This is a genomic window from Maribacter sp. (assembly GCF_049667165.1).
In the GTDB taxonomy this organism is placed as follows: domain Bacteria; phylum Bacteroidota; class Bacteroidia; order Flavobacteriales; family Flavobacteriaceae; genus Maribacter_A.
Window position 1 is genome coordinate 1 of sequence record NZ_JBATHS010000088.1, and the last position, 20,169, is coordinate 20,169.

Consider the following 20,169-nt stretch of genomic DNA (forward strand, 5'->3'; position numbering starts at 1 on the left):
GGTTTTCTTCCTTATCCTTACGTGCAATGGACTTTTTCAGCAAACTTTTTTTATTCGTTAATTTGCACCTATGATGGAGCAAAAAATAGTGCTTATAACAGGAGGCTCATCGGGGATTGGTAAATCTATCGGTAATTTCTTGGTATCAAAAGGATATAAGGTTTACGGAACTACCAGAAATCTTGCCAAATATCCTGATTTCAATGATTTTGATCTTTTGGAATTGGATGTTAGGAAAATAGCGTCCATAAACGAAGCTGTTTCCGAGCTTTTGGCTAAAGAAGGCCGTTTGGATGTACTGATCAATAATGCCGGAGTAGGGATTACGGGACCGATCGAGGAGACCCCTCATGAAGAGATTCTGAAAGCCTTTGATACGAATTTTCATGGCCCCTTACATATGATCAAGGCGGTTTTGCCCCCCATGCGCAAACAAGGTAACGGACTCATTATCAATATCACCTCTATTGCTGGATATATGGGTTTGCCTTATCGAGGCATTTACTCGGCCACTAAAAGTGCCTTGGAAATAACGACAGAGGCACTACGCATGGAAATCAAGGATTTTGGAATCCATATGACCAATTTGGCACCTGGTGATTTTGCCACCAATATCGCCAATGGCAGGTACCATGCCCCTGTTTTGGAAGATTCAGCCTACAAGGAAGCCTATGGTAAGACCCTTACATTGATCAATGAAGGTGTTTCTACTGGGGATGATCCCATTCAGGTAGCCCATATGGTGTATGGCATCATAAAGACGAAGCATCCTAAGGGACATTATAAAGTAGGCTCCTTCATGCAAAAGTTCTCCATTGTCCTTAAGCGGATCCTTCCCGATAAAGCCTACGAGAAGCTATTGTTAAACCATTATAAATTGTAATTTTACGTCAATCATAATCAAGCCATTCATCGAATATTAATTAAATTAACAAAGACATGAAATTTTTTATAGATACCGCAAATTTAGACCAAATTCGGGAAGCCCAAGAACTTGGGGTGTTGGATGGGGTTACCACCAATCCGTCTTTAATGGCCAAGGAAGGAATTACGGGGCGCAATAATATCTTAAAGCATTATGTTGATATCTGCAATATTGTTGAAGGTGATGTTTCGGCCGAGGTTATCGCTACGGATTTTAAGGGTATGATTAAGGAAGGAGAGGAATTGGCGGAATTGCACGAACAGATTGTGGTCAAGGTACCTATGATCAAAGATGGGGTGAAGGCCTTGAAGTATTTTTCGGATAAAGGCATACGTACCAATTGTACTTTGGTTTTTTCCGTGGGACAGGCCTTATTGGCAGCAAAGGCAGGAGCCACGTATGTATCGCCTTTTATAGGTAGATTGGATGATATATCGACCGACGGACTTAATTTAATTGCTGAAATACGGCATATCTATGACAATTACGCCTTTGAAACGCAAATATTGGCGGCCTCTGTTAGGCACACCATGCATGTTATTGATTGTGCCAAAATAGGGGCCGATGTAATGACAGGACCACTTTCTTCAATCGAAGGCCTCTTAAAACACCCATTGACCGATAGCGGTTTGGAAAAATTCTTGGCAGACTACAATAAAGGCAATTGATAGTTTTAGGTAAGAAATAATGAACAATAGACCAAAAGGCCGTTGGCTTTTGGGTTTTTTTATGGGAAGGATTGGTAAATATCCCCAAAGGCATCTACAATCAAGTCATTATCGGTAATAATACATTTGTTCATTGGGTAAACGATCAACGCCTTCGTTAGGTATTCGAAATTGTCCGATCGATATTGATTTTCTGCATTGAAACCTGAGGTAGGTAATAAGGATTTCCATTCGTCAGAATTGGTCTGCACATTGATACCCACAAATTTATACGTTGGTTCTATTTGGCTAAGGCGACTGATCTGCTTTGAAATATCCCTAAGGTGTTTTTTATTGGCCCCAGACCAAAAATAAAATACGGTTTTTCCATCTTTTGCGATGCTGGGCAAGGATACATTTTCCCCGTTGATGTTGGTCACCTCGATATTTGGGATCTTTTTACGGGGTTGTATGTTCATGATGCCCTCATAGAGATCGTTTATTTCATCGATGTGTCTATTATTGTCTGATAAAGCATGAAAAACCTCCATGAATATTTTAATGTTCTCTTCTGAATCGTGCACCTTCAGTAGATAATCGACAGCGACATTCCTGAACAGGTTATCCTTTAATTCCTTTTCTACGACCAAACTATCGATAAGTTTTAGTTTATGCTTGTTGAAATGAAGGTGGTTTTTGGCCATATTATCCTTAATGTCACAACCATGCGTACAGGACATATACGATAAATTGCCAAAATGGTTGACCATAAATTCATAATAGGGCCGTAAATAGGTTAGATCCCTGTTATTATAAGTCAGGTCATTTCTATAGGCATAATAATCATCGGATAATTTAGGAGCAGTATTCTCTTTCGAAATCCTTCTATATTTGAAGGGATAACGCTCCCTGTATTTGGCATAATTGTAGACAATGTCCGCCTGGGCGATTTCAATTTCTTTTTCGGTCAACGGAAACTCCAGATTCAAATCACTCAACAAATCCAATTTCATTTGTTGCAAGGAATCGATTTTTCTACTGAAGTCCTTTGATTCTAGGCCGTAGTAGGCATCTATAAGGTTTTTTTCACTTTCATTGGCCAAGAAAATCTCCAACATGAAATTGTTTATTTCCTCACCAGTCCCAGAAAAAACAAGGGATTCATCAAAATCTACCGTGTTTAAGCGCACGATAAGACTGTCTCCTTGATCGAGGTAAACATATTGTAATTCAGGTGCATGTTTAAAATGGTACAGCCCATCTTCAATTGAATCGAATTGAAAGGAGAACATATTGTTTTTGTCCAGGGCAGAAGAATCTATCACTGCATCACCCTTGTAAAGCACAACATATTTGCTAGTTGGGTTTACGATCTCCCCGCCGAAAAAAACATTGGGGGAATTTTTCTTGCTTTCGCTACAGCCTGTTAAAAGAATAACAAACAGATAAAGTAATCTTTTATTCATAGATGAATATGTACGATATACACAAAATTAAGGAACCCTTATATGGCACCCTGTTAATTGCGAGTTAAAAAAGTCCCTGGTTTCGTTAAGATATTCCCAGTATATAAGGCAGAAGTTTATTGGTCTGGGGATATTAATTTGACTATTTTTGCACGGATTTTAAAAAAGTGGATTATGTTATCGGTTTCAAATCTTTCAGTGCAATTTGGCAAGCGAATTTTGTTTGATGAAGTTAATGTTTCGTTTACCCAAGGAAATTGCTATGGGGTCATCGGGGCCAATGGGGCTGGCAAGAGTACCTTTTTAAAGATAATTTCGGGGCAAATTGACCCAACCTCTGGCCATGTTCACTTGGAACCGGGCAAGCGTATGTCGATTTTGGAGCAAAACCATAATGCCTATGATGAAAACACGGTTTTGGAAACTGTGGTCATGGGAAACAAGCCCCTATTTAAGATCAAAAATGAGATAGATGCCCTATATGCCGATTATACGGACGAAAATGCGGATAAAATTGGGGAGCTACAGGTGCAATTCGAGGAAATGAATGGTTGGAATGCCGATAGTAATGCTGCGGCCTTATTGTCCAATTTGGGGATTCATGAAGAATTGCATTATACCTTAATGGCCGATATGGATTCAAAATTGAAGGTGAGGGTGCTATTGGCCCAAGCCCTTTTTGGAAATCCTGATGTATTGATCATGGATGAGCCTACGAACGATCTGGATTATGAAACGATAGGCTGGTTAGAGAACTTTTTGGCGGATTATGAAAATACGGTGATCGTGGTTTCCCACGACCGTCACTTTCTCGATGCTGTATGTACACATATCGCGGATATAGATTTCGGAAAAATGAACCTGTTTTCTGGGAATTATACATTTTGGTACGAAAGCAGCCAATTGGCGGCGCGGCAACGTGCCCAACAAAATAAGAAAGCTGAGGAGAAAGCTAAGGAATTGCAGGAGTTCATTATGCGCTTCAGTGCGAACGTCGCTAAAAGTAAACAGGCCACTTCGCGAAAGAAAATGCTGTCGAAATTGAAGATTGAGGACATAAAACCTTCAAGTAGAAGGTATCCTGCCCTTATTTTTGATCGAGAAAGGGAAGCCGGAGACCAAATATTGAATGTTCAAGGACTAAAGGCTACTTCAGAAGATGGGGACCTGTTGTTCGATCAGGTACATATGAATTTGTCAAAAGGGGACAAGGTGGCCATCATTTCGCGTGACTCAAGGGCTACAACGGCATTCTACGAAATATTGAACGGGGCGAAAAAACAGGATGCCGGTGATTTTCAATGGGGTGTGACCACGACACAGTCTTATTTACCCGCCGATAATTCCGGATTTTTTACGCAAGACATCAATTTGGTGGATTGGCTGCGACAATGGGCCAAAACCGAAGAAGAACGTGAAGAGGTCTATATCAGGGGGTTTTTAGGCAAAATGTTATTTAGTGGGGAAGAGGCCCTAAAGAAATGCACTGTCTTATCTGGTGGTGAAAAAGTGCGTTGTATGTTGAGCAGAATGATGATGATCAGGGCCAATGTACTCATGCTCGACGAACCTACAAATCACCTGGATCTGGAAAGTATAACGGCATTCAATAATTCATTGAAGAATTTCAAAGGTACCATCCTATTTACCACACATGACCACGAATTTGCACAAACAGTGGCAGACCGAATCATTGAATTAACACCTAAGGGCAACATTGACAGGTATTTGACGTTTGATGAATATATGTCCGATAAGACTATTAAGGAGCAGCGTAACAAGATGTACGAGGTGACGGTATAGTTTACGCGGCGCCTAAATCTTACATCATGAAAACCTACGGCATGTACTATGCACTATTGGCATTTGTGGTCTTTGGTTGCAGTAGTACCCCTTCAGAAGATTCTGAAATTCCCAAAGAAGAAGAGAGCTTTTACAACGCAGATTATGTGCTGTTGCAACGTAATAATGAGCAACTTTCGGTGCAATTGCTCAATGCGACGGAGAAAACGATGAATTTAAACAGTGCCCAAAGTACCTTTGAAAATGTGCCATTGCCTGAGATTTCCTTTCGAAAAGGTACTACCTATGCCTATTACACTGAATTGACGGAATGTAGTGGGCAATTGACCATACATGATTTCGCGGACGATACAGCCATTACCATTGATGTATTTGAGGATTTGTTGGATTGTAACCTAAAAACTACATCGATTGCCGTAGCAGCTGAAAAGGTCTATGTTTCCTATGTGAAAGAGGAAACATCCAAAATCAATAAATACTTTGTCAGGGTTATTGATCTTAGCGTAGCGGAGGTAAATCATGTGGATATAGAATTGGACAAAAAACCATTGCAAATGGACTATACCAATGGGCGGTTGTTCGTATGGACCAATGATTTGGATATTACCAATGAGAATGCCCTCTCAGTATTCGATATGGTATCACAAACGGTCATCCATGAAATAGGTCTGGGGTATGATGTGGAACGGATTTTTGCCGATACCCATCAAAATATGATCATCGCCTACCAAGAACTGCATACGGTTTTAAACAGCACTACCATGAATATGCAGTATATAAGATATGAAGACGGTAAGGAACCTTTGTTTTTCGGTTCCAAATCCAACTCTTTTGATGGTGCGGGAAGGCTTTTCTATATTAGACCTGAAGCTGAATATTCTGGAATCCCGTCAATTTATGATTTTTCCAATAATCTAGCACTTTTATACTATTACGAAAACTTTCTTACGGCTTCGCAATTGGAATTTGAGTTTAACATCGGAGAAACCACTATGGTCGGTTATGATGATGTGAACAAAGTTATGCTCATAGGCTATCAAAAAAAGGATGATGTAAACAAAGGTGGACTACTACGGATACAACTGGAGCCTGATCCTGAATTTTTGGATAACCTGAACATCAACGGGATTCCCTGTCAAATTTTCTATCAAAACTAAATTTCCATTGCCATTCAATAATTGAAATACCTACTGTTCCAAATAGCATGGTTAAAGTTCTTTCCTTTGGCAAAAATGTAGAAAACAACTATGCCAACAGACATTTTGAATATAAATAGGAACAATAATATAAATTCATACCCCGTGGTTGTTTTCGTAAACAAACCCATAGGTATAAGTAAGGTCAGCAAATAACTGAGTACAAATACCGTTAGGGCAAGGTTCACTATATTCTTAAAGGGCCACATTAATGCTTTTCGCAAGGGGTGAAGGTCATTGCCCCATTTGTGGATGAAATAAAAGTAATCATTCCCCATGGAAACGAACAATAAGGGGTCATCCTTATCCTTTAATTTGAAAAGCTTCGAAGGGGCAACTATCTTGTACCCTGTAAAAACGGTTCCATGCTCCTTTTCAAGCCGTTGTATCTCAGAAATCGCTTCTTTCGGAATATCACCCTTGAAATATTTCGAATCCAAGAATCGAAGGCGGTAGTCGGTACAGATTTTACGAATATGATCAATGTGATAAATGTTTTCGGCAGCCAAAAGATCAATGTTGAATTGATTTTCTGTCGTGGGACGGCCATTTAATAGATCTTGTTCAATTCTGTCCTTGTGGCTTTGATCGGTCTCGAAGATGTGCTTGATTTGCTCCAAAATATCGATATGTTCGAGATCCTTGGTTTTTACCTGGTTCAGCACCTTCTTTAAATTTGTTTTCTCTAATATCATAGCAAGTGTATTATCGATACTTCCAAAATTAAACAAATTACTGATTTATCAAATTTTTGAATGTTAAATCCGATTTGTTAAAAATATGTTAATTTCTATGAAGCGCACGCAGGGATAGGGTTGAACACAGGCTTTTGTTGTATATTACCGATCATTCGATGCATTTCATCGATGATTTACTATCAAGCCCTAAATTAGAACCTAAATGAAATGTTATGTCCCCCCATTGGCCTTACTGACTCTTTTTTTGACCTTTTTTGCCTCTGCCCAAGATCATTCTTCCAGTACCGAGCACAACTTGTTGGCTATGGATTTTCGGGAATCCATAATTTGGAACACTGAGAATTCCGGTACTCATGACACCCTATCGGCGGCCATGAAAGCCGCGGGTTTGGATAATGTATTGAACTTCGATGGGCCATTTACCGTTTTCGCCCCATCTGATAAGGCATTGGAAACTTTGTTTTCTGACACAGTACCTGACTTGTTCGCACCCGAAAATAAAAGTGTTTTACAGGCACTTTTACGATACCATATCATTGCTGGTGAATTTACCGCTTCCAGAATACTTAAGGCATTATGTAGGGGAGGGGGAAAAGCAACTTTTATGACCGTACAAGGTGAATCCCTATCGGCTACCATAGAAGGTATAGATATCATATTAACCGATAGTTATGGGAATTCTGCGCGGATAACAACGGCCGATGTAAATCAATGTAACGGTATCATTCATGAGATCGATAGTGTGATTTTACCTCGTAATATCAATTTTTTACCTTAGTTCGGCACCCAGTTCACTTTCGTACTGCTGTTGAAGCTTACCCATTATTTTGTCGATCTGTTTGTCGGTCAGTGTCTTTTTTTCATCCTGCAAGGTGAAACTTACCGCATAGGATTTCTTGCCTTTGGGAAGATTGTTTCCTGTGTATACATCAAATAGATTGACGTTCTTCAAAAGGGTTCGTTCCGTATTGAACGCAATGTCATGTATGGTTTTAAACGCAATATGCTCATCCAATAACAAGGCAAAATCTCTTTTTACCTCTGGGTATTTGGGAATATGTCTGAATTTTATTTCAGACTTGGGCACCATTTCAATAATGGCGTCCCAATTAAAATCTGCATACAAGACCTCTTGTTTTAGGTCAAATTGCTTGGCCAGGTTCGAATTTACGACCCCAAATTGAACGACATCCCGTTCATTGCAAGTGAATATCAATCCTTCTGAAAACAAGGAGCTTTCGATGGGTTTAGAACCAATATTCGAAATACCCAATCGCACTAAAATGTTCACGATTACCGATTTGAAATAGAAAAAGTCTGTTTGTTTCGCTGGCGAAGCCCATCCTGCATTATTCCGATCACCTGAAACAAAAAGACTTAGGTGTTTGTCCTCAACATGCTTGTCGTTATCATGAAGATAGGTCTTCCCGAATTCAAAGAAGCGAAGATTTTTGTTTTTACGATTTATGTTATATGATAAGGTCTCCAAACCGTTCATCAACATACTTTGACGCAGTATCGATAACTCGGTACTCAAGGGATTCAAGATTGTTACCGATTGTTCGCTCTTTAACTCCTTGATTGCCTCTACATAATCGGGGGAAGTAAGACTATTGGTCATGATTTCATAAAAACCCCTTGCAGCCAAAAAGTCCCCTATGATATCCTGTAGATTATAATCCTCATATTTTGAAATAGGGGCAATTGAAGCATTCAATTTATCACCGAAAGCGATATTATTATACCCATAGACCCGCAAGATTTCCTCAATGACGTCCACTTCCCGCTGCACATCCACCCTATAGGAAGGTATTACCAACCCCATACCTGATTCGGTCACATTCTTTACCTTGATCTCGAGGGAGGCCAAAATGGATTTAATGGTGTCCCTTGGTATTTTTTGACCAATAAGGTTGTCGATTTTGTCAAATGTCAAAAAGACTTCATAATCGCTTTTCTTTTTCGGATAAAGGTCGACAACATCAGAGGTGATATCACCGCCGGCAATTTCTTTGATCAATAGTGCTGCCCGTTTTAGGCAATATTCCACATTTTCAATATCGATACCCCGTTCAAAACGGAAGGAAGCATCGGTATTCAATCCATGTCTTTTGGCGGTTTTTCGTATCGTAATCGGGTCAAAATAGGCACTTTCCAAGAAAATGGACTTGGTATTTTCAGTAACACCTGTGTTGATACCTCCAAAAACACCTGCGATACACATGGGCTTTTCCGCATCACAAATCATAAGGTCATCTTGATGGAGTTCTCTTTGAACACCATCTAGGGTCATGAATTTAGTCCCTTTGGGCAATGTTTTGACGATGATCTTTTTTCCAAAAATTCGATCGGCATCGAAGGCGTGCAGTGGCTGCCCCATTTCGTGCAATACATAATTGGTGGCATCAACCACATTGTTGATGGGGCTAAGGCCAATAGCCCTTAACCTGTCTTTCAACCAATTCGGGGAAGGTTGTACGATCAAGTTGCTAAGGGTAACCCCACAATATCGAGGCGCTAAGGTGTTGTCCTCAACCATTACGTCTATTTTTAGGGACCTGTTCGTAATATGAAAATGGCTGGTTGAAGGCGTTATCATTTCTTTTGCAACCTCCTTTTGTTTCAGTCCTGCTTTTAAATCACGTGCAACGCCATAATGGCTCATCGCATCGGCTCGGTTCGGGGTAAGGCCTATTTCAAAAACCTCATCATTTTCCAATTCAAATACCTCTGAACATGGAGTTCCGGGTTGCAAGACATCGCTTAAAACCATTATGCCTTCATGACTGGCACCAAGCCCAAGTTCATCTTCGGCACAGATCATCCCATGGCTTTCTTCACCGCGTATCTTTCCTTTCTTAATAACAAATGCTTCCCCTTCTTTAGTAAATAAGGTAGTTCCAATAGTGGCCACAGGTACTTTTTGACCCACGGCGACATTGGGAGCCCCACAGACGATTTGAACGGGATTTTCTAGGGCAATATCAACAGTGGTCAATTTTAGGCGGTCGGCATTAGGGTGTTGTTCACAGGTAATCACATGGCCCACAACAACGCCTTTAAGCCCGCCTTTGACGGTCTCGTAATGTGAAATACCCTCCACTTCTAATCCTAAATCGGTTAAAAGCTCCGCGGTTTTCTTTGCCTCCCATTCTATTTTGAGAAATTGTTTTAACCAGTTATAAGAAATGTTCATTGGCTGTATTTAAAGCTGGTAAAGATAAAACAATGAAGTAATACATTCAATACTGTGGCAATTGATTTGTTTTTATTTTTTTATGTAGGTTGTTTTTCTTTACCTAGCCAATACAAATACATTTAAATTTAGTGAAAATCGGATGGTTTATAGTCACTTGTTTATCCAAAAACAGGTGCAAAATACCATAATGTATAAGCCCTTGAAGGATTTTGCTTCCTAAATATAAATGGGGAGACTTGTTTTAAATTCGAACCGGTTAATAGGTTGGTTGATGAACCGATAGCATCTAAGCATAGTTTAAGAAAGCTTTTGCTAATGTGGCAGCAATTGGTGATGGGCCCGGTATGATTGCTAAATAATCGTTGATTGGCCTAGGCCTATATTCTCATCATTGATGTTCAGGATGTCATCTACATCGACGATATTCTTTGCGATAAAGTCCCCAACACTCGATGTTCCGTATTTTGTACTACCCAAAATATCTATGGTCACTATCTTCTTCCTGAATGATTTATGAACGGCTGCCACAACGGAATGGAACTCTTCTTTAAGTCCAAAATGATCAAGAAGGAGGGCAGCGCTTAATATTGCGGCAATAGGATTTGCAATATCCTTGCCTTTCGCTTGTGGATATGAACCATGTATTGGTTCGAACATAGCATTTTCAGTACCTATTGAAGCAGAAGGCAATAAGCCCGATGAGCCAATAAGCACATTGCATTGGGCAGACAGTATATCGCCAAACATATTATCCGCCAAGATAACATCAAAAGAAGTTGGTTTTAGTGCCATTAAAATTGACGCATTGTCAATATACATACAGGTCAATTCTACCTCTGGATAACTTTGTGCAACTTCGGTAACGACCCTTCGCCATAGTCTTGAGGTTTCCAATACATGGGCCTTATCGACTAAGGTTAATTTTCTTCTCCTTTTTTTGGCTGCTTTAAAAGCCATATGGGCTACACGGCTTATTTCTTCTTCGGTATATCTACATACATCTATCGCCACTGTGCCATCAGCACTTAAACTCTTTTCCCCAAAATAAATACCACTGGTAAGTTCACGATAGATTACTAGGTCAGTTCCTGTGATGACGTCTCTTTTTATTGGAGAATTATTTATAAGAGCCGGGAATACTTTAACAGGGCGAATATTAGTGAAAAGATCCAATTCCTTGCGTAAATATAAAAGTCCGTCTTCAGGACGAACTTTGGCGTTTGGGTCATTATCGTATTCTGGCGTGCCAATGGCGCCAAAAAGTATGGCGTCTGAATTTTTACAAAGGGTTAGGGTTTCCTCTGGAATAGGATTTCCTGTTCTATCCATAGCGGCCGCACCGATCAATCCTTCAGAAAACGAAAATTCATGACCGAAATTCTCTTCTACGGCCTGCAGACATTTTACGGCCTGGGCTATTACCTCTGGTCCAATACCATCTCCACCTAAAACAGCGATATTCAATTTCATTTAAGAAATGCTTTCAATTTTGATATTACTCTTTTCGACGATTTCATGGATGTCCTTATCGACAACTTCCTTTTTCCTATCCGCGTATTTCAAGAACTCTTGATAGACCAAATCCAATTGAACTTTGGTAAGTTCATAGCCTACTTTTTTCGCCCGATAGGCCAAGGCAGCCCTGCCGCTTCTAGCGGTAAGTAATATCGATGATTCATTTACACCAACATCTGCAGGATCCATAATCTCATAGGTTTCCCTATTTTTTATGACTCCATCCTGGTGTATACCAGAACTATGGGCAAAGGCATTGGCGCCTACAATAGCTTTGTTCGGTTGTACTACCATTCCCATTTTGTCAGAAACCATAAGACTGGTATCATACAATAATCTGCTATTGATATTGGTGTCTAAGCCAAGGTAAGGGTGTTGTCTTAAAATCATGACCACTTCTTCCAATGAGGTATTGCCCGCCCGCTCACCGATACCATTGACGGTACATTCAATCTGACGTGCTCCATTAATGACCCCGGCAATTGAATTGGCCGTTGCCAATCCCAGATCATTGTGGCAATGGCAGGAAAGAATCGCTTTATGGATCCCTGTAACATTTTCCTTAAGGTACTTCATTTTGGCACCATATTCTTCAGGGAGGCAATACCCTGTAGTATCAGGGATGTTCAATACCGTGGCCCCCGCTTTTATTACGGCTTCACATACCCTTGCCAAGAAGTCATTATCGGTTCTACCCGCATCCTCAGCGTAAAACTCCACATCCTCAACGAAAGTCTTTGCATAACGAACAGCACCGACAGCCCGTTCGATAATGGCCTCCCGATTCGAATTGAATTTATGCTTTATATGGGAATCAGAAGTTCCGATACCTGTATGTATTCTAGGTGTCTTTGCCGGTTTTAAGGCTTCGGCCGCAACTTCGATATCTTTTTTCACGGCGCGGGTCAACCCACAGACCGTCGCGTGTTTCACAACTTTGGCTATCTCCATCACCGACTTGAAATCCCCAGGGCTCGACCTGGGAAACCCTGCTTCGATAACATCCACACCAAGTTCATCGAGACGCCTGGCGATGACCAGTTTTTGCTCCTTATCCAATTTACATCCCGGAACCTGTTCCCCATCACGCAGGGTGGTATCAAAAATTTGTACTATGTCTTTACTCATTATATTTACGTAGTTTTACTAGCCATTTACGAATATATGGCCAATCGCGCAACTGAATTGCATATAAGGTTTGCTATTACAACGTTAAGTAACTTTTTGGCTTATCTAAAGTGTTAATATACAACAATTTAAACTATATATATTACGATGACAAATGCGCATAAAGATGCTTTGTTTGTTCTGGTAAAATCGCTCTCCAAGTCAGAAAAGCGTCAATTTAAATTATATGTTGGACGTTTGGGAGTGAATACCGATGCAAAATTTTTGGCTTTATTCAATTTATTGGACAAATCAAAGCAGTATGATGAAAAGGTGATCATGGATAGTGGAATTGTCACAAAATCACAACTTTCCAATCTAAAGGCCCATTTATACAAACAGATTCTCGTAAGCCTGCGGTTAAATCCCGTAAATCAGAATATCAGGGTGCAACTGCGGGAACAATTGGATTTTGCGACCATACTCTATCAAAAAGGACTTTATAAACAGAGTTTGAAAATTTTGGATAAAACCAAATACATCGCCATTGAAAATGAGGAAAAGAACATAGCCTATGAGATTGTGGAACTCGAGAAGGTCATCGAGACTCAATACATCACCAGAAGCATTCCGGATCGGGCTGATGAATTGGCAATACAGGCCAAGCAATTATCGGAACAGAATGTCATGACCAGCAAGCTTTCAAACCTATCATTACAGCTTTATGGTCTAATGCTCAAGGTAGGGTACGTTCGCAATGATGAGGATTTAAAAATGGTGAAGACCTATTTTAAGAACAAATTACCCAAATACAAAATTGAAGAGCTCGGATTTCGTGAAAAATTGTGGCTTTATAAAGCCTATTTGTGGTATAGTTTTTTGATTCAGGATTTTCTCTCCTGTTATAAATACGCCAATAAATGGGTCGATCTTTTTTATGAGAATGAAAAAATGATCCAACTGAACCCCGTTTTTTTCCTGAAAGGAAATCATTATTTGCTTGAATCGTTGTTCTATGTAAAGTACAGTTCCCAGTTTAAGGAGACCCTTCAACGTCTGGAAAAGAGGGTTGAGGCAAAGGGTTTCCCCAAAAATGATAACATTGCCTCACTGGCCTTTCTCTATATAAATGCGAATAAATTGAATCTCCATTTTATGGAGGGCACTTTTAGCCAAGGGTTATATCTGGTCAAGATTATTGAGTATGGAATCAATAAACACAGGGATCGGTTGGATGCGCACCATATCATGGTTTTATATTATAAGATCGCCAGCCTATATTTTGGGAATGGAGATAACAAAAATTGTATTTTGTACTTGAAGAAAATCATCGATAATAAAAACCTGAAAATGCGTGAAGACCTTATGTGTTTTGCCCGGGTCTTGAGTTTGGTGGCCCATTATGAGGCAGGGATGGATTATCACATGGAACTTCAACTGAAAAGCACCTATAAATTTTTGTTGAAAATGAACGATCTTCATGCCGTTCAGAAAGAGATGATAAAGTTTTTGCGAAACCTTGGAAACATCTACCCGAGCGATCTTCGAAATGAATTCCAAAAATTGTATAACCAACTTAAAAAGTATGAACATCACCCTTATGAAAAAAGGGCGTTCCTTTATTTGGATATACTGTCATGGTTGGAAAGCCATTTGGAAAATAAACCGGTGGCCCAGATCATTCGGGAAAAGGCGATGCAACATACAAGATAAATGCCGGTTTGAGGAATAAAAAGCATCTTTCCCATCTTCTAGAAATAAACTTGGCAATGCTTTTTATCAGCACTTCGGGGGCCTTGGGAAGGTACGTTCAATTACCTGTACCGGTCACCATTGCGTCGAGGGGAATAGTGGCATTTTTACTTTTACTCCTGTATTGCCGATGGAAAAGGATTTCCCTGCGTATACGCGCTGGTGACAGGGTGCCAATATTCTTAAGTGGCGTATTGATGTGTTTGCATTGGTTGACCTATTTTTACGCCCTTCAAATGTCGAATGTCGCCTTAGGGATGCTCTCTCTTTTCACTTATCCTGTAATCACGGCCTTTTTGGAACCCTTGATCCTCAAGACCAAATTCCAAAAAATACATGTTCTATTGGGCCTTATGGTCCTATGTGGTATTTATTTTTTGACCCCCGATTCGGATTTTGGGAACACGACCACAATGGCCTTGATGATGGGAATCATGTCGGCCTTTTTCTACGCGTTGCGGAATATTATATTAAAATCGAAAGCAGCGAATTATCATGGTTCTATGTTAATGGTTTACCAGACCGGTATCATAGGATTATTATTATTACCTACTTTATTCTTTATTGATGCACGGACCATCTTATCACAATGGGAAGGAATAATCGCGTTGGCCGTTGTGACCACGGCTATTGGCCATACCCTGTTCTTATTGACTTTCAAACATTTTTCAATGACCTCTGTAAGTATCATGAGCAGTGTACAACCCGTGTATGGTATTCTCATCGGTGCTGTTTTTTTATCAGAAATTCCTACCATTACCACCCTAATAGGCGGTTTGTTCATTTTGGGATCTGTGGTCATCGAAAGTATCAGAACCTCTGGATAAAGGGAGCCATGCCCATGGTACCAACACCATTAAGGCTGGCTTATGCCTGGCGTTTCCTGACTGAATTGTTTTATCAATCCATCGCCCATGGTACCAAACTCATTGTTCCTGGCCATTTCCCTGACTTTCACGGGGTCGAAGTCACCATTAAAATAAAGGAATGAACCATTAAGGTTGTCATTGTTATAAATCAATATCTCCTTTACGCTATTTCGTTTTTCACGAATGGATATTACATTTCGTTTCAATTCATCATTTTTACGAAATACCTCAATAAAGGAATTACCCGTAATACCATTCATTTGTTTGTTCAGAAACTCTGTCCTGGCAGGAGTCGCGCTGGGGAATCGCATATAGCGCAGATCTTTGGTATTTCCAACAAGTGATTGCATTTCTGGGGATATGCCACTTACTAATGTGAGCATAAACTGGGGAACACGTATGGCAGTTACCTGGTTATCATTTTTGTGGGTGTTGTAGAAGGTGTCGATGGAGTTATAGCTTCCACAAGAAACTGAAAGCATAAGGGTAAAAATAAAAAGTGTTCTTTTGATCATGGTATCGTGTTTTGTTTAGGAACTAAATGTAACGAAAAAACATCAACAAGCGTTCCAAATTGGATCGTTGGGTACAGGGGCGATAATTTCGAGGGTTTCTTTTTGTACAGGATGTATAAACGATAATTTTCGTGCATGCAGATGAATACTACCATCCTTATTGCTTCGGTCAAAACCATACTTAAGATCCCCTTTAATGGGGCATCCTATGGCGGTCAACTGGGCCCTGATCTGATGATGACGTCCTGTTTTTAAATCGATTTCCAATAAGTAATAATGATCCAATTTCTTCAACATTCGGTATTCCAAAACCGCTTTCTTACTCGTATTTACTTCCGTGTTGTGGGCATAGGACTTATTTTGTTTGGTATTTCGAAGTAGCCAATGTGTAAGGCAATCATGGTTTTTAGGCGGGCAATTTTTCACCACGGCCCAATAGGTTTTTTTCGCCTCTTTTTCGGCGAATAGTTTATTTAATCGTGATAAGGCTTTTGAGGTTTTTGCAAAGACCACAATCCCTGAAGTCGGTCGGTCCAATCGATGGGCGACCCCTAAATAAACATTTCCGGGTTTGTTGTATTTTTCCTTGATATAGGCTTTTACGATTTCGCTCAGGGGTAAATCACCGGTTTTATCGCCCTGTACAATGTCACCTGGTCGCTTATTGACCGCAATCAGATGGTTATCTTCGTATAGGATTTGAAGGTTTTTTGATGTTGATAGGGTTTTCGACATCATTAAATGGATAAATTCCTATACCGAAGGGTCAAAAACAGGAGAAGAAAAACCCCGATAGTGACCGATACATCGGCCATATTGAAAATACCCGTTTTGAAAAGCCCCAATTTAATCTGAAAAAAGTCCGTTACCGATCCATAGGCAATACGATCTATCAAATTACCCATTCCTCCACCGATAACAAAAGCAAAGGCAAGTACCATCCAACGGTTGAGATTCGTATTTTGTATCATTCTGAAAAATAAGATCAATAACACGATCAAGGGTAACCCTTTTAGAAATATCGTTTTAAGAATAGGAGGGAAGCCTTGTCCAAAACCAAGCATGGCCCCTGTATTTTCGACATTCGTCAAAATCAGATTGTCATTGACAACTTGAATATAGTCGAGAGGTTCAACATGTTTGCGAACAAGGTCTTTGGACAATTGATCGCATCCGACATTCATTAAAACAAAGAGTATTATACTCAGTCTTTTCAGCATATTCTTGGTACTAGTGAATCATATTATGTATCAATATTGCTCTTCGTCATTGGGGAAATCCCTACTCTTAACATCATCGACATATTGTGAGATGGCCTTGCCCATATCCTCATAAAGATTCATATACCGTCTAAGAAACCGGGGATTGAACTCGTGGGTCATGCCCAATAGGTCGTGTATTACAAGTACCTGTCCGTCAGCATGTTTGCCGCCTCCGATACCAATGGTAGGAATCGAAAGACTCTCAGAAACCCTTTTGGTCAGTTCGGCCGGTATTTTTTCAAGAACTATGGCAAAACACCCCAAACGTTCCAATAATTGGGCATCGGCAATTAATTTATCAGCCTCGTCTTCTTCCCTGGCACGAACGGTATAGGTGCCGAATTTATAGATTGCCTGTGGGGTTAATCCCAAGTGGCCCATTACGGGTATACCAGCATTCAATATTCTTTTTACCGATTCCTTTATTTCCTCCCCCCCTTCGACCTTTACGGCATGGGCCCTACTTTCCTTCATGATGCGAATAGCGGATCGCAAGGCTTCCTTCGGGTCACTTTGGTAACTTCCAAAGGGGATGTCGACTACCACAAGGGCCCTATTCACAGCCCTTATTACCGAAGAGGCATGATAGATCATTTGGTCCAAGGTAATGGGCAATGTAGTTTCATGGCCCGCCATCACATTACTGGCAGAATCCCCTACAAGGATTACATCGACATTGGCTGCATCCACGATTTTTGCCATGGAGTAATCATAAGCGGTGAGCATGGAGATTTTTTCACCGTTATTTTTCATGTCGATGAGCGATTTAACGGTTATTCTCTTATATTCTTTTTTGGCTGTTGACATCGAATTCTATTTAAGAGCGATAAAAGTAATGATTTTGTGGCTGTTTTGGGCTGGTGGCCTATGATTTTTAGAATGTTTATGACTACGATTGTTCTTTGCCGATTTTAACTTATTTTTGAAGGAATTAAGATGGGTATGAAAAAATTTATGCCGTTTTTGTTGCTTCTTTTGTTTGTGAACCTAGCAGCCCAAGAAAGTGATGAGGCAATAGTTCGGCAAACCATAGAAACTTTTTTTGAAGGCTTCCATGCCAAAGACACCGTACTCATAAAAAAGACTGTTTCGGATCAAATAATTACCCAGACAATCGATGCCAGAAAAAACAGTAAAATCGCCTTACGTACAGAGGATTTCAGTAAATTTTTAAATTCCATATCGAGTATACCGGATTCCATAAATTTTCAAGAGAAGATCTTGTCATTCAACATACAGATTGATGGTACAATGGCAAATGCATGGACCCCTTATGAGTTTTGGTACAATGGTACATTCAGCCATTGTGGTGTAAATTCGTTTCAATTATTCAAGGAAGACGAGGACTGGAAAATCAATTATTTGATTGATACCCGTCGTAGGGAAGGTTGTAGAGAACAATAGGATACAAATATTATTAGATTAAATAAATTCATACATACTACAATGAAAACACCAAAAACATTTTTAACGCTACTGCTTCTAGTAATTTCAAGTACTATTTTTTCACAAGAAACCAACCCTTTGGAAGGGCGTTGGAACCTAACAATTTTGCAGGAAGGTAAACAATTGCCTTCTTGGCTTGAGATAAGTCATTCGGGGAATAAAACACTTATCGGACGTTTTGTATATGCCTTTGGGAGTGCAAGACCCGTCGCAGAAGTCAAGACGAATGACGGTAAATTCAGTTTTACGATACCCCCACAATGGGAACCCGGTGAGGGCGATATGATATTCGAGGGAGCTCTAGAAGGGGACACACTCAAAGGTACCATGGTCTACACCGATGGTAAAAAATATACTTGGACAGGAATCCGCGCTCCAAAATTAAGTCATAATGACAGTCCGGTTTGGGGAGCTCCCAGAGCCATTTTTAATGGTAAGAATTTAGATGGATGGCATGCCATGGGCGAAAATCAATGGGTTGTGAAAAATGGTATCCTAACAAGTGAAAAATCTGGCGCTAATTTGGTGTCTGATGAAAAATTCAGTGATTTTAAATTGCATATAGAATTTCGCTACCCACAAGGAAGTAATAGTGGCATCTTCCTACGTGGTCGGTATGAAGTACAGATTGCCGATAATATTGGTTTAGAGCCCTCAAGTATTTATTTTGGTGGTATTTACGGTTTCCTTACCCCAAATGAAATGGTTGCCAAACCGGCCGGCGAATGGCAGGTATACGATATTACCTTGATCGGGAGGCGTGTAACCATTGTTGCGAACGGCAAAGAGATCATTACCGACCAGATCATCCCAGGAATGACAGGTGGGGCATTAGAAAATAATGAGGCTGAGCCTGGATCTTTTCTGATACAAGGAGATCATGGCCCTGTTGAGTTTAGAAGTATAGTTGTTACCCCGATGGCAAACTAGGCGCACATTTTAGTTCGCATAAGCTCAATTTAATCATTGTACAGATGCTCACATGTAGGGCAAATGGTCAATTTATGGTTGGCAGGTAGTTTTTTTACCCAAGTAGGTACCCAATCCCAGAATTCTGGATTATCCGCCCGTTGTGTATGCCTACAATTACTGCATTGCAGAATGCGCCCTTCGGCATTAAAATATCTATGTTCAATGGCTCGAAACGTTTCACGGTTCATATTATCCATCGGTAATTTAAACATTTCGGTATGTACAATCAAGAGACCTTCCTTGCTCGGTAAGGGATACGCTGTTTGATGGAAAAAACGATATTTCTTTTTACTGGAACATTCATATTGATGGTGCCAAACTTTGCCCGTTCGTATTGCTTTTTTATACTTATTTCTAAAGTATAGTTTTAATCGGATTCCCCCAAACGAGTTTAAAACAGAAGTGCCCAAAATTGTTTGATGTGCCGCTGATTTTTCAAATCCGTTTTTGTCAGCGAACTTAAACCAAGCGGGATTGAAATAAATAATCTTTAAATCTTTGGATAGGGCGTAAATAGAGTTTTTACTTTTTTCCAACACATCGAAATTGAAGTCCCCGAGTTTATCCAAAAAATCCTTGTTAAACCTATTCATTGAGATTTAAGGTATAATGATTATTTACTGAATAGAAAGTTCACTTAAGATTATAAGCAATGGGGGCAACATTGGAAAATTAAAGTAAAGATAAAAAGCAATAGGGATCTAAGAACATGATAAATATCATCAATAAGTTCTCAAAATTTACATTACATAATTATGTAACATTTTATCGATAATGTGTGTAAATATCCTAATCTA

Annotated in this window: 19 protein-coding genes; 9 read left to right on the plus strand and 10 right to left on the minus strand. The window is 39.9% G+C overall.

What is annotated here, in order from left to right:
• Positions 1-73 precede the first annotated feature (73 nt).
• Positions 74-883, plus strand: a complete 810-nt coding sequence (locus WBM98_RS04960; RefSeq protein WP_424364940.1) for an SDR family oxidoreductase — start codon at positions 74-76, stop codon at positions 881-883.
• A 56-nt stretch (positions 884-939) separates the two neighbouring features.
• The gene (gene fsa / locus WBM98_RS04965; protein WP_424364922.1) at positions 940-1,593 is read left to right on the plus strand and encodes a fructose-6-phosphate aldolase; all 654 of its coding nucleotides are present in this window, start codon (positions 940-942) and stop codon (positions 1,591-1,593) included.
• 59 nt (positions 1,594-1,652) lie between these two features.
• Here fsa and WBM98_RS04970 read toward each other — a convergent pair whose 3' ends face one another.
• Positions 1,653-3,038, minus strand: a complete 1,386-nt coding sequence (locus WBM98_RS04970) for a transaldolase (RefSeq protein ID WP_424364923.1) — start codon at positions 3,036-3,038, stop codon at positions 1,653-1,655.
• A gap of 174 nt (positions 3,039-3,212) precedes the next feature.
• Between WBM98_RS04970 and WBM98_RS04975 the strand changes: the two genes are divergently transcribed.
• Positions 3,213-4,841 (plus strand): ABC-F family ATP-binding cassette domain-containing protein, encoded by a 1,629-nt coding sequence (locus WBM98_RS04975; RefSeq protein WP_424364924.1) that lies wholly within the window; start codon positions 3,213-3,215, stop codon positions 4,839-4,841.
• Positions 4,842-4,867: 26 nt separating this feature from the next.
• On the plus strand, positions 4,868-5,998 hold the full coding sequence (locus tag WBM98_RS04980) for a hypothetical protein (protein WP_424364925.1): 1,131 nt from the start codon (positions 4,868-4,870) through the stop codon (positions 5,996-5,998).
• A gap of 14 nt (positions 5,999-6,012) precedes the next feature.
• Here WBM98_RS04980 and WBM98_RS04985 read toward each other — a convergent pair whose 3' ends face one another.
• A complete protein-coding gene (locus tag WBM98_RS04985; protein ID WP_424364926.1) occupies positions 6,013-6,732 on the minus strand; it encodes a hypothetical protein in 720 nt (239 codons plus the stop codon).
• 205 nt (positions 6,733-6,937) lie between these two features.
• Here WBM98_RS04985 and WBM98_RS04990 point away from each other — a divergent pair, with 205 nt between their 5' ends.
• The gene (locus tag WBM98_RS04990) at positions 6,938-7,513 is read left to right on the plus strand and encodes a fasciclin domain-containing protein (protein ID WP_424364927.1); all 576 of its coding nucleotides are present in this window, start codon (positions 6,938-6,940) and stop codon (positions 7,511-7,513) included.
• On the opposite strand, the gene pheT is transcribed toward WBM98_RS04990, so the two are convergent.
• From pheT to WBM98_RS05005, 3 genes are all read right to left on the minus strand, one after another.
• Positions 7,505-9,931, minus strand: a complete 2,427-nt coding sequence (pheT, locus tag WBM98_RS04995) for a phenylalanine--tRNA ligase subunit beta (protein ID WP_424364928.1) — start codon at positions 9,929-9,931, stop codon at positions 7,505-7,507. The genes WBM98_RS04990 and pheT overlap by 9 nt on opposite strands.
• 354 nt (positions 9,932-10,285) lie before the next feature.
• Entirely contained in the window at positions 10,286-11,404 is a 1,119-nt protein-coding gene (leuB, locus tag WBM98_RS05000) for a 3-isopropylmalate dehydrogenase (protein ID WP_424364929.1), read from the minus strand.
• Complete coding sequence (locus WBM98_RS05005) at positions 11,405-12,577, minus strand: 2-isopropylmalate synthase (RefSeq protein ID WP_424364930.1); 1,173 nt, start codon at positions 12,575-12,577, stop codon at positions 11,405-11,407. It abuts the gene before it with no gap.
• A gap of 147 nt (positions 12,578-12,724) precedes the next feature.
• Between WBM98_RS05005 and WBM98_RS05010 the strand changes: the two genes are divergently transcribed.
• Positions 12,725-14,269 (plus strand): hypothetical protein, encoded by a 1,545-nt coding sequence (locus WBM98_RS05010; protein WP_424364931.1) that lies wholly within the window; start codon positions 12,725-12,727, stop codon positions 14,267-14,269.
• A gap of 8 nt (positions 14,270-14,277) precedes the next feature.
• Entirely contained in the window at positions 14,278-15,135 is an 858-nt protein-coding gene (locus WBM98_RS05015) for a DMT family transporter (protein ID WP_424364932.1), read from the plus strand.
• A gap of 29 nt (positions 15,136-15,164) precedes the next feature.
• Here the strand turns inward: WBM98_RS05015 and WBM98_RS05020 are convergent, their stop codons facing one another.
• The 4 genes from WBM98_RS05020 to panB are packed head-to-tail and all read right to left on the minus strand — an operon-like array spanning position 15,165 to position 17,761.
• Entirely contained in the window at positions 15,165-15,692 is a 528-nt protein-coding gene (locus WBM98_RS05020; protein WP_424364933.1) for a DUF4252 domain-containing protein, read from the minus strand.
• A 42-nt stretch (positions 15,693-15,734) separates the two neighbouring features.
• Positions 15,735-16,430 carry an RluA family pseudouridine synthase gene (locus WBM98_RS05025; protein ID WP_424364934.1) on the minus strand — a complete coding sequence of 232 codons (696 nt, stop codon included), beginning with the start codon at positions 16,428-16,430 and terminating at the stop codon, positions 15,735-15,737.
• Entirely contained in the window at positions 16,430-16,912 is a 483-nt protein-coding gene (gene lspA / locus WBM98_RS05030) for a signal peptidase II (protein WP_424364935.1), read from the minus strand. Before lspA ends, WBM98_RS05025 begins: the two co-directional genes overlap by 1 nt.
• Positions 16,913-16,942: 30 nt before the next feature.
• A complete protein-coding gene (panB, locus tag WBM98_RS05035) occupies positions 16,943-17,761 on the minus strand; it encodes a 3-methyl-2-oxobutanoate hydroxymethyltransferase (RefSeq protein ID WP_424364936.1) in 819 nt (272 codons plus the stop codon).
• Positions 17,762-17,896: 135 nt separating this feature from the next.
• Between panB and WBM98_RS05040 the strand changes: the two genes are divergently transcribed.
• Positions 17,897-18,358, plus strand: a complete 462-nt coding sequence (locus tag WBM98_RS05040; protein WP_424364937.1) for a nuclear transport factor 2 family protein — start codon at positions 17,897-17,899, stop codon at positions 18,356-18,358.
• A gap of 42 nt (positions 18,359-18,400) precedes the next feature.
• Positions 18,401-19,330 carry a 3-keto-disaccharide hydrolase gene (locus WBM98_RS05045; protein ID WP_424364938.1) on the plus strand — a complete coding sequence of 310 codons (930 nt, stop codon included), beginning with the start codon at positions 18,401-18,403 and terminating at the stop codon, positions 19,328-19,330.
• Positions 19,331-19,359: 29 nt separating this feature from the next.
• On the opposite strand, the gene WBM98_RS05050 is transcribed toward WBM98_RS05045, so the two are convergent.
• The gene (locus WBM98_RS05050) at positions 19,360-19,965 is read right to left on the minus strand and encodes a hypothetical protein (protein WP_424364939.1); all 606 of its coding nucleotides are present in this window, start codon (positions 19,963-19,965) and stop codon (positions 19,360-19,362) included.
• Positions 19,966-20,169 lie beyond the last annotated feature (204 nt).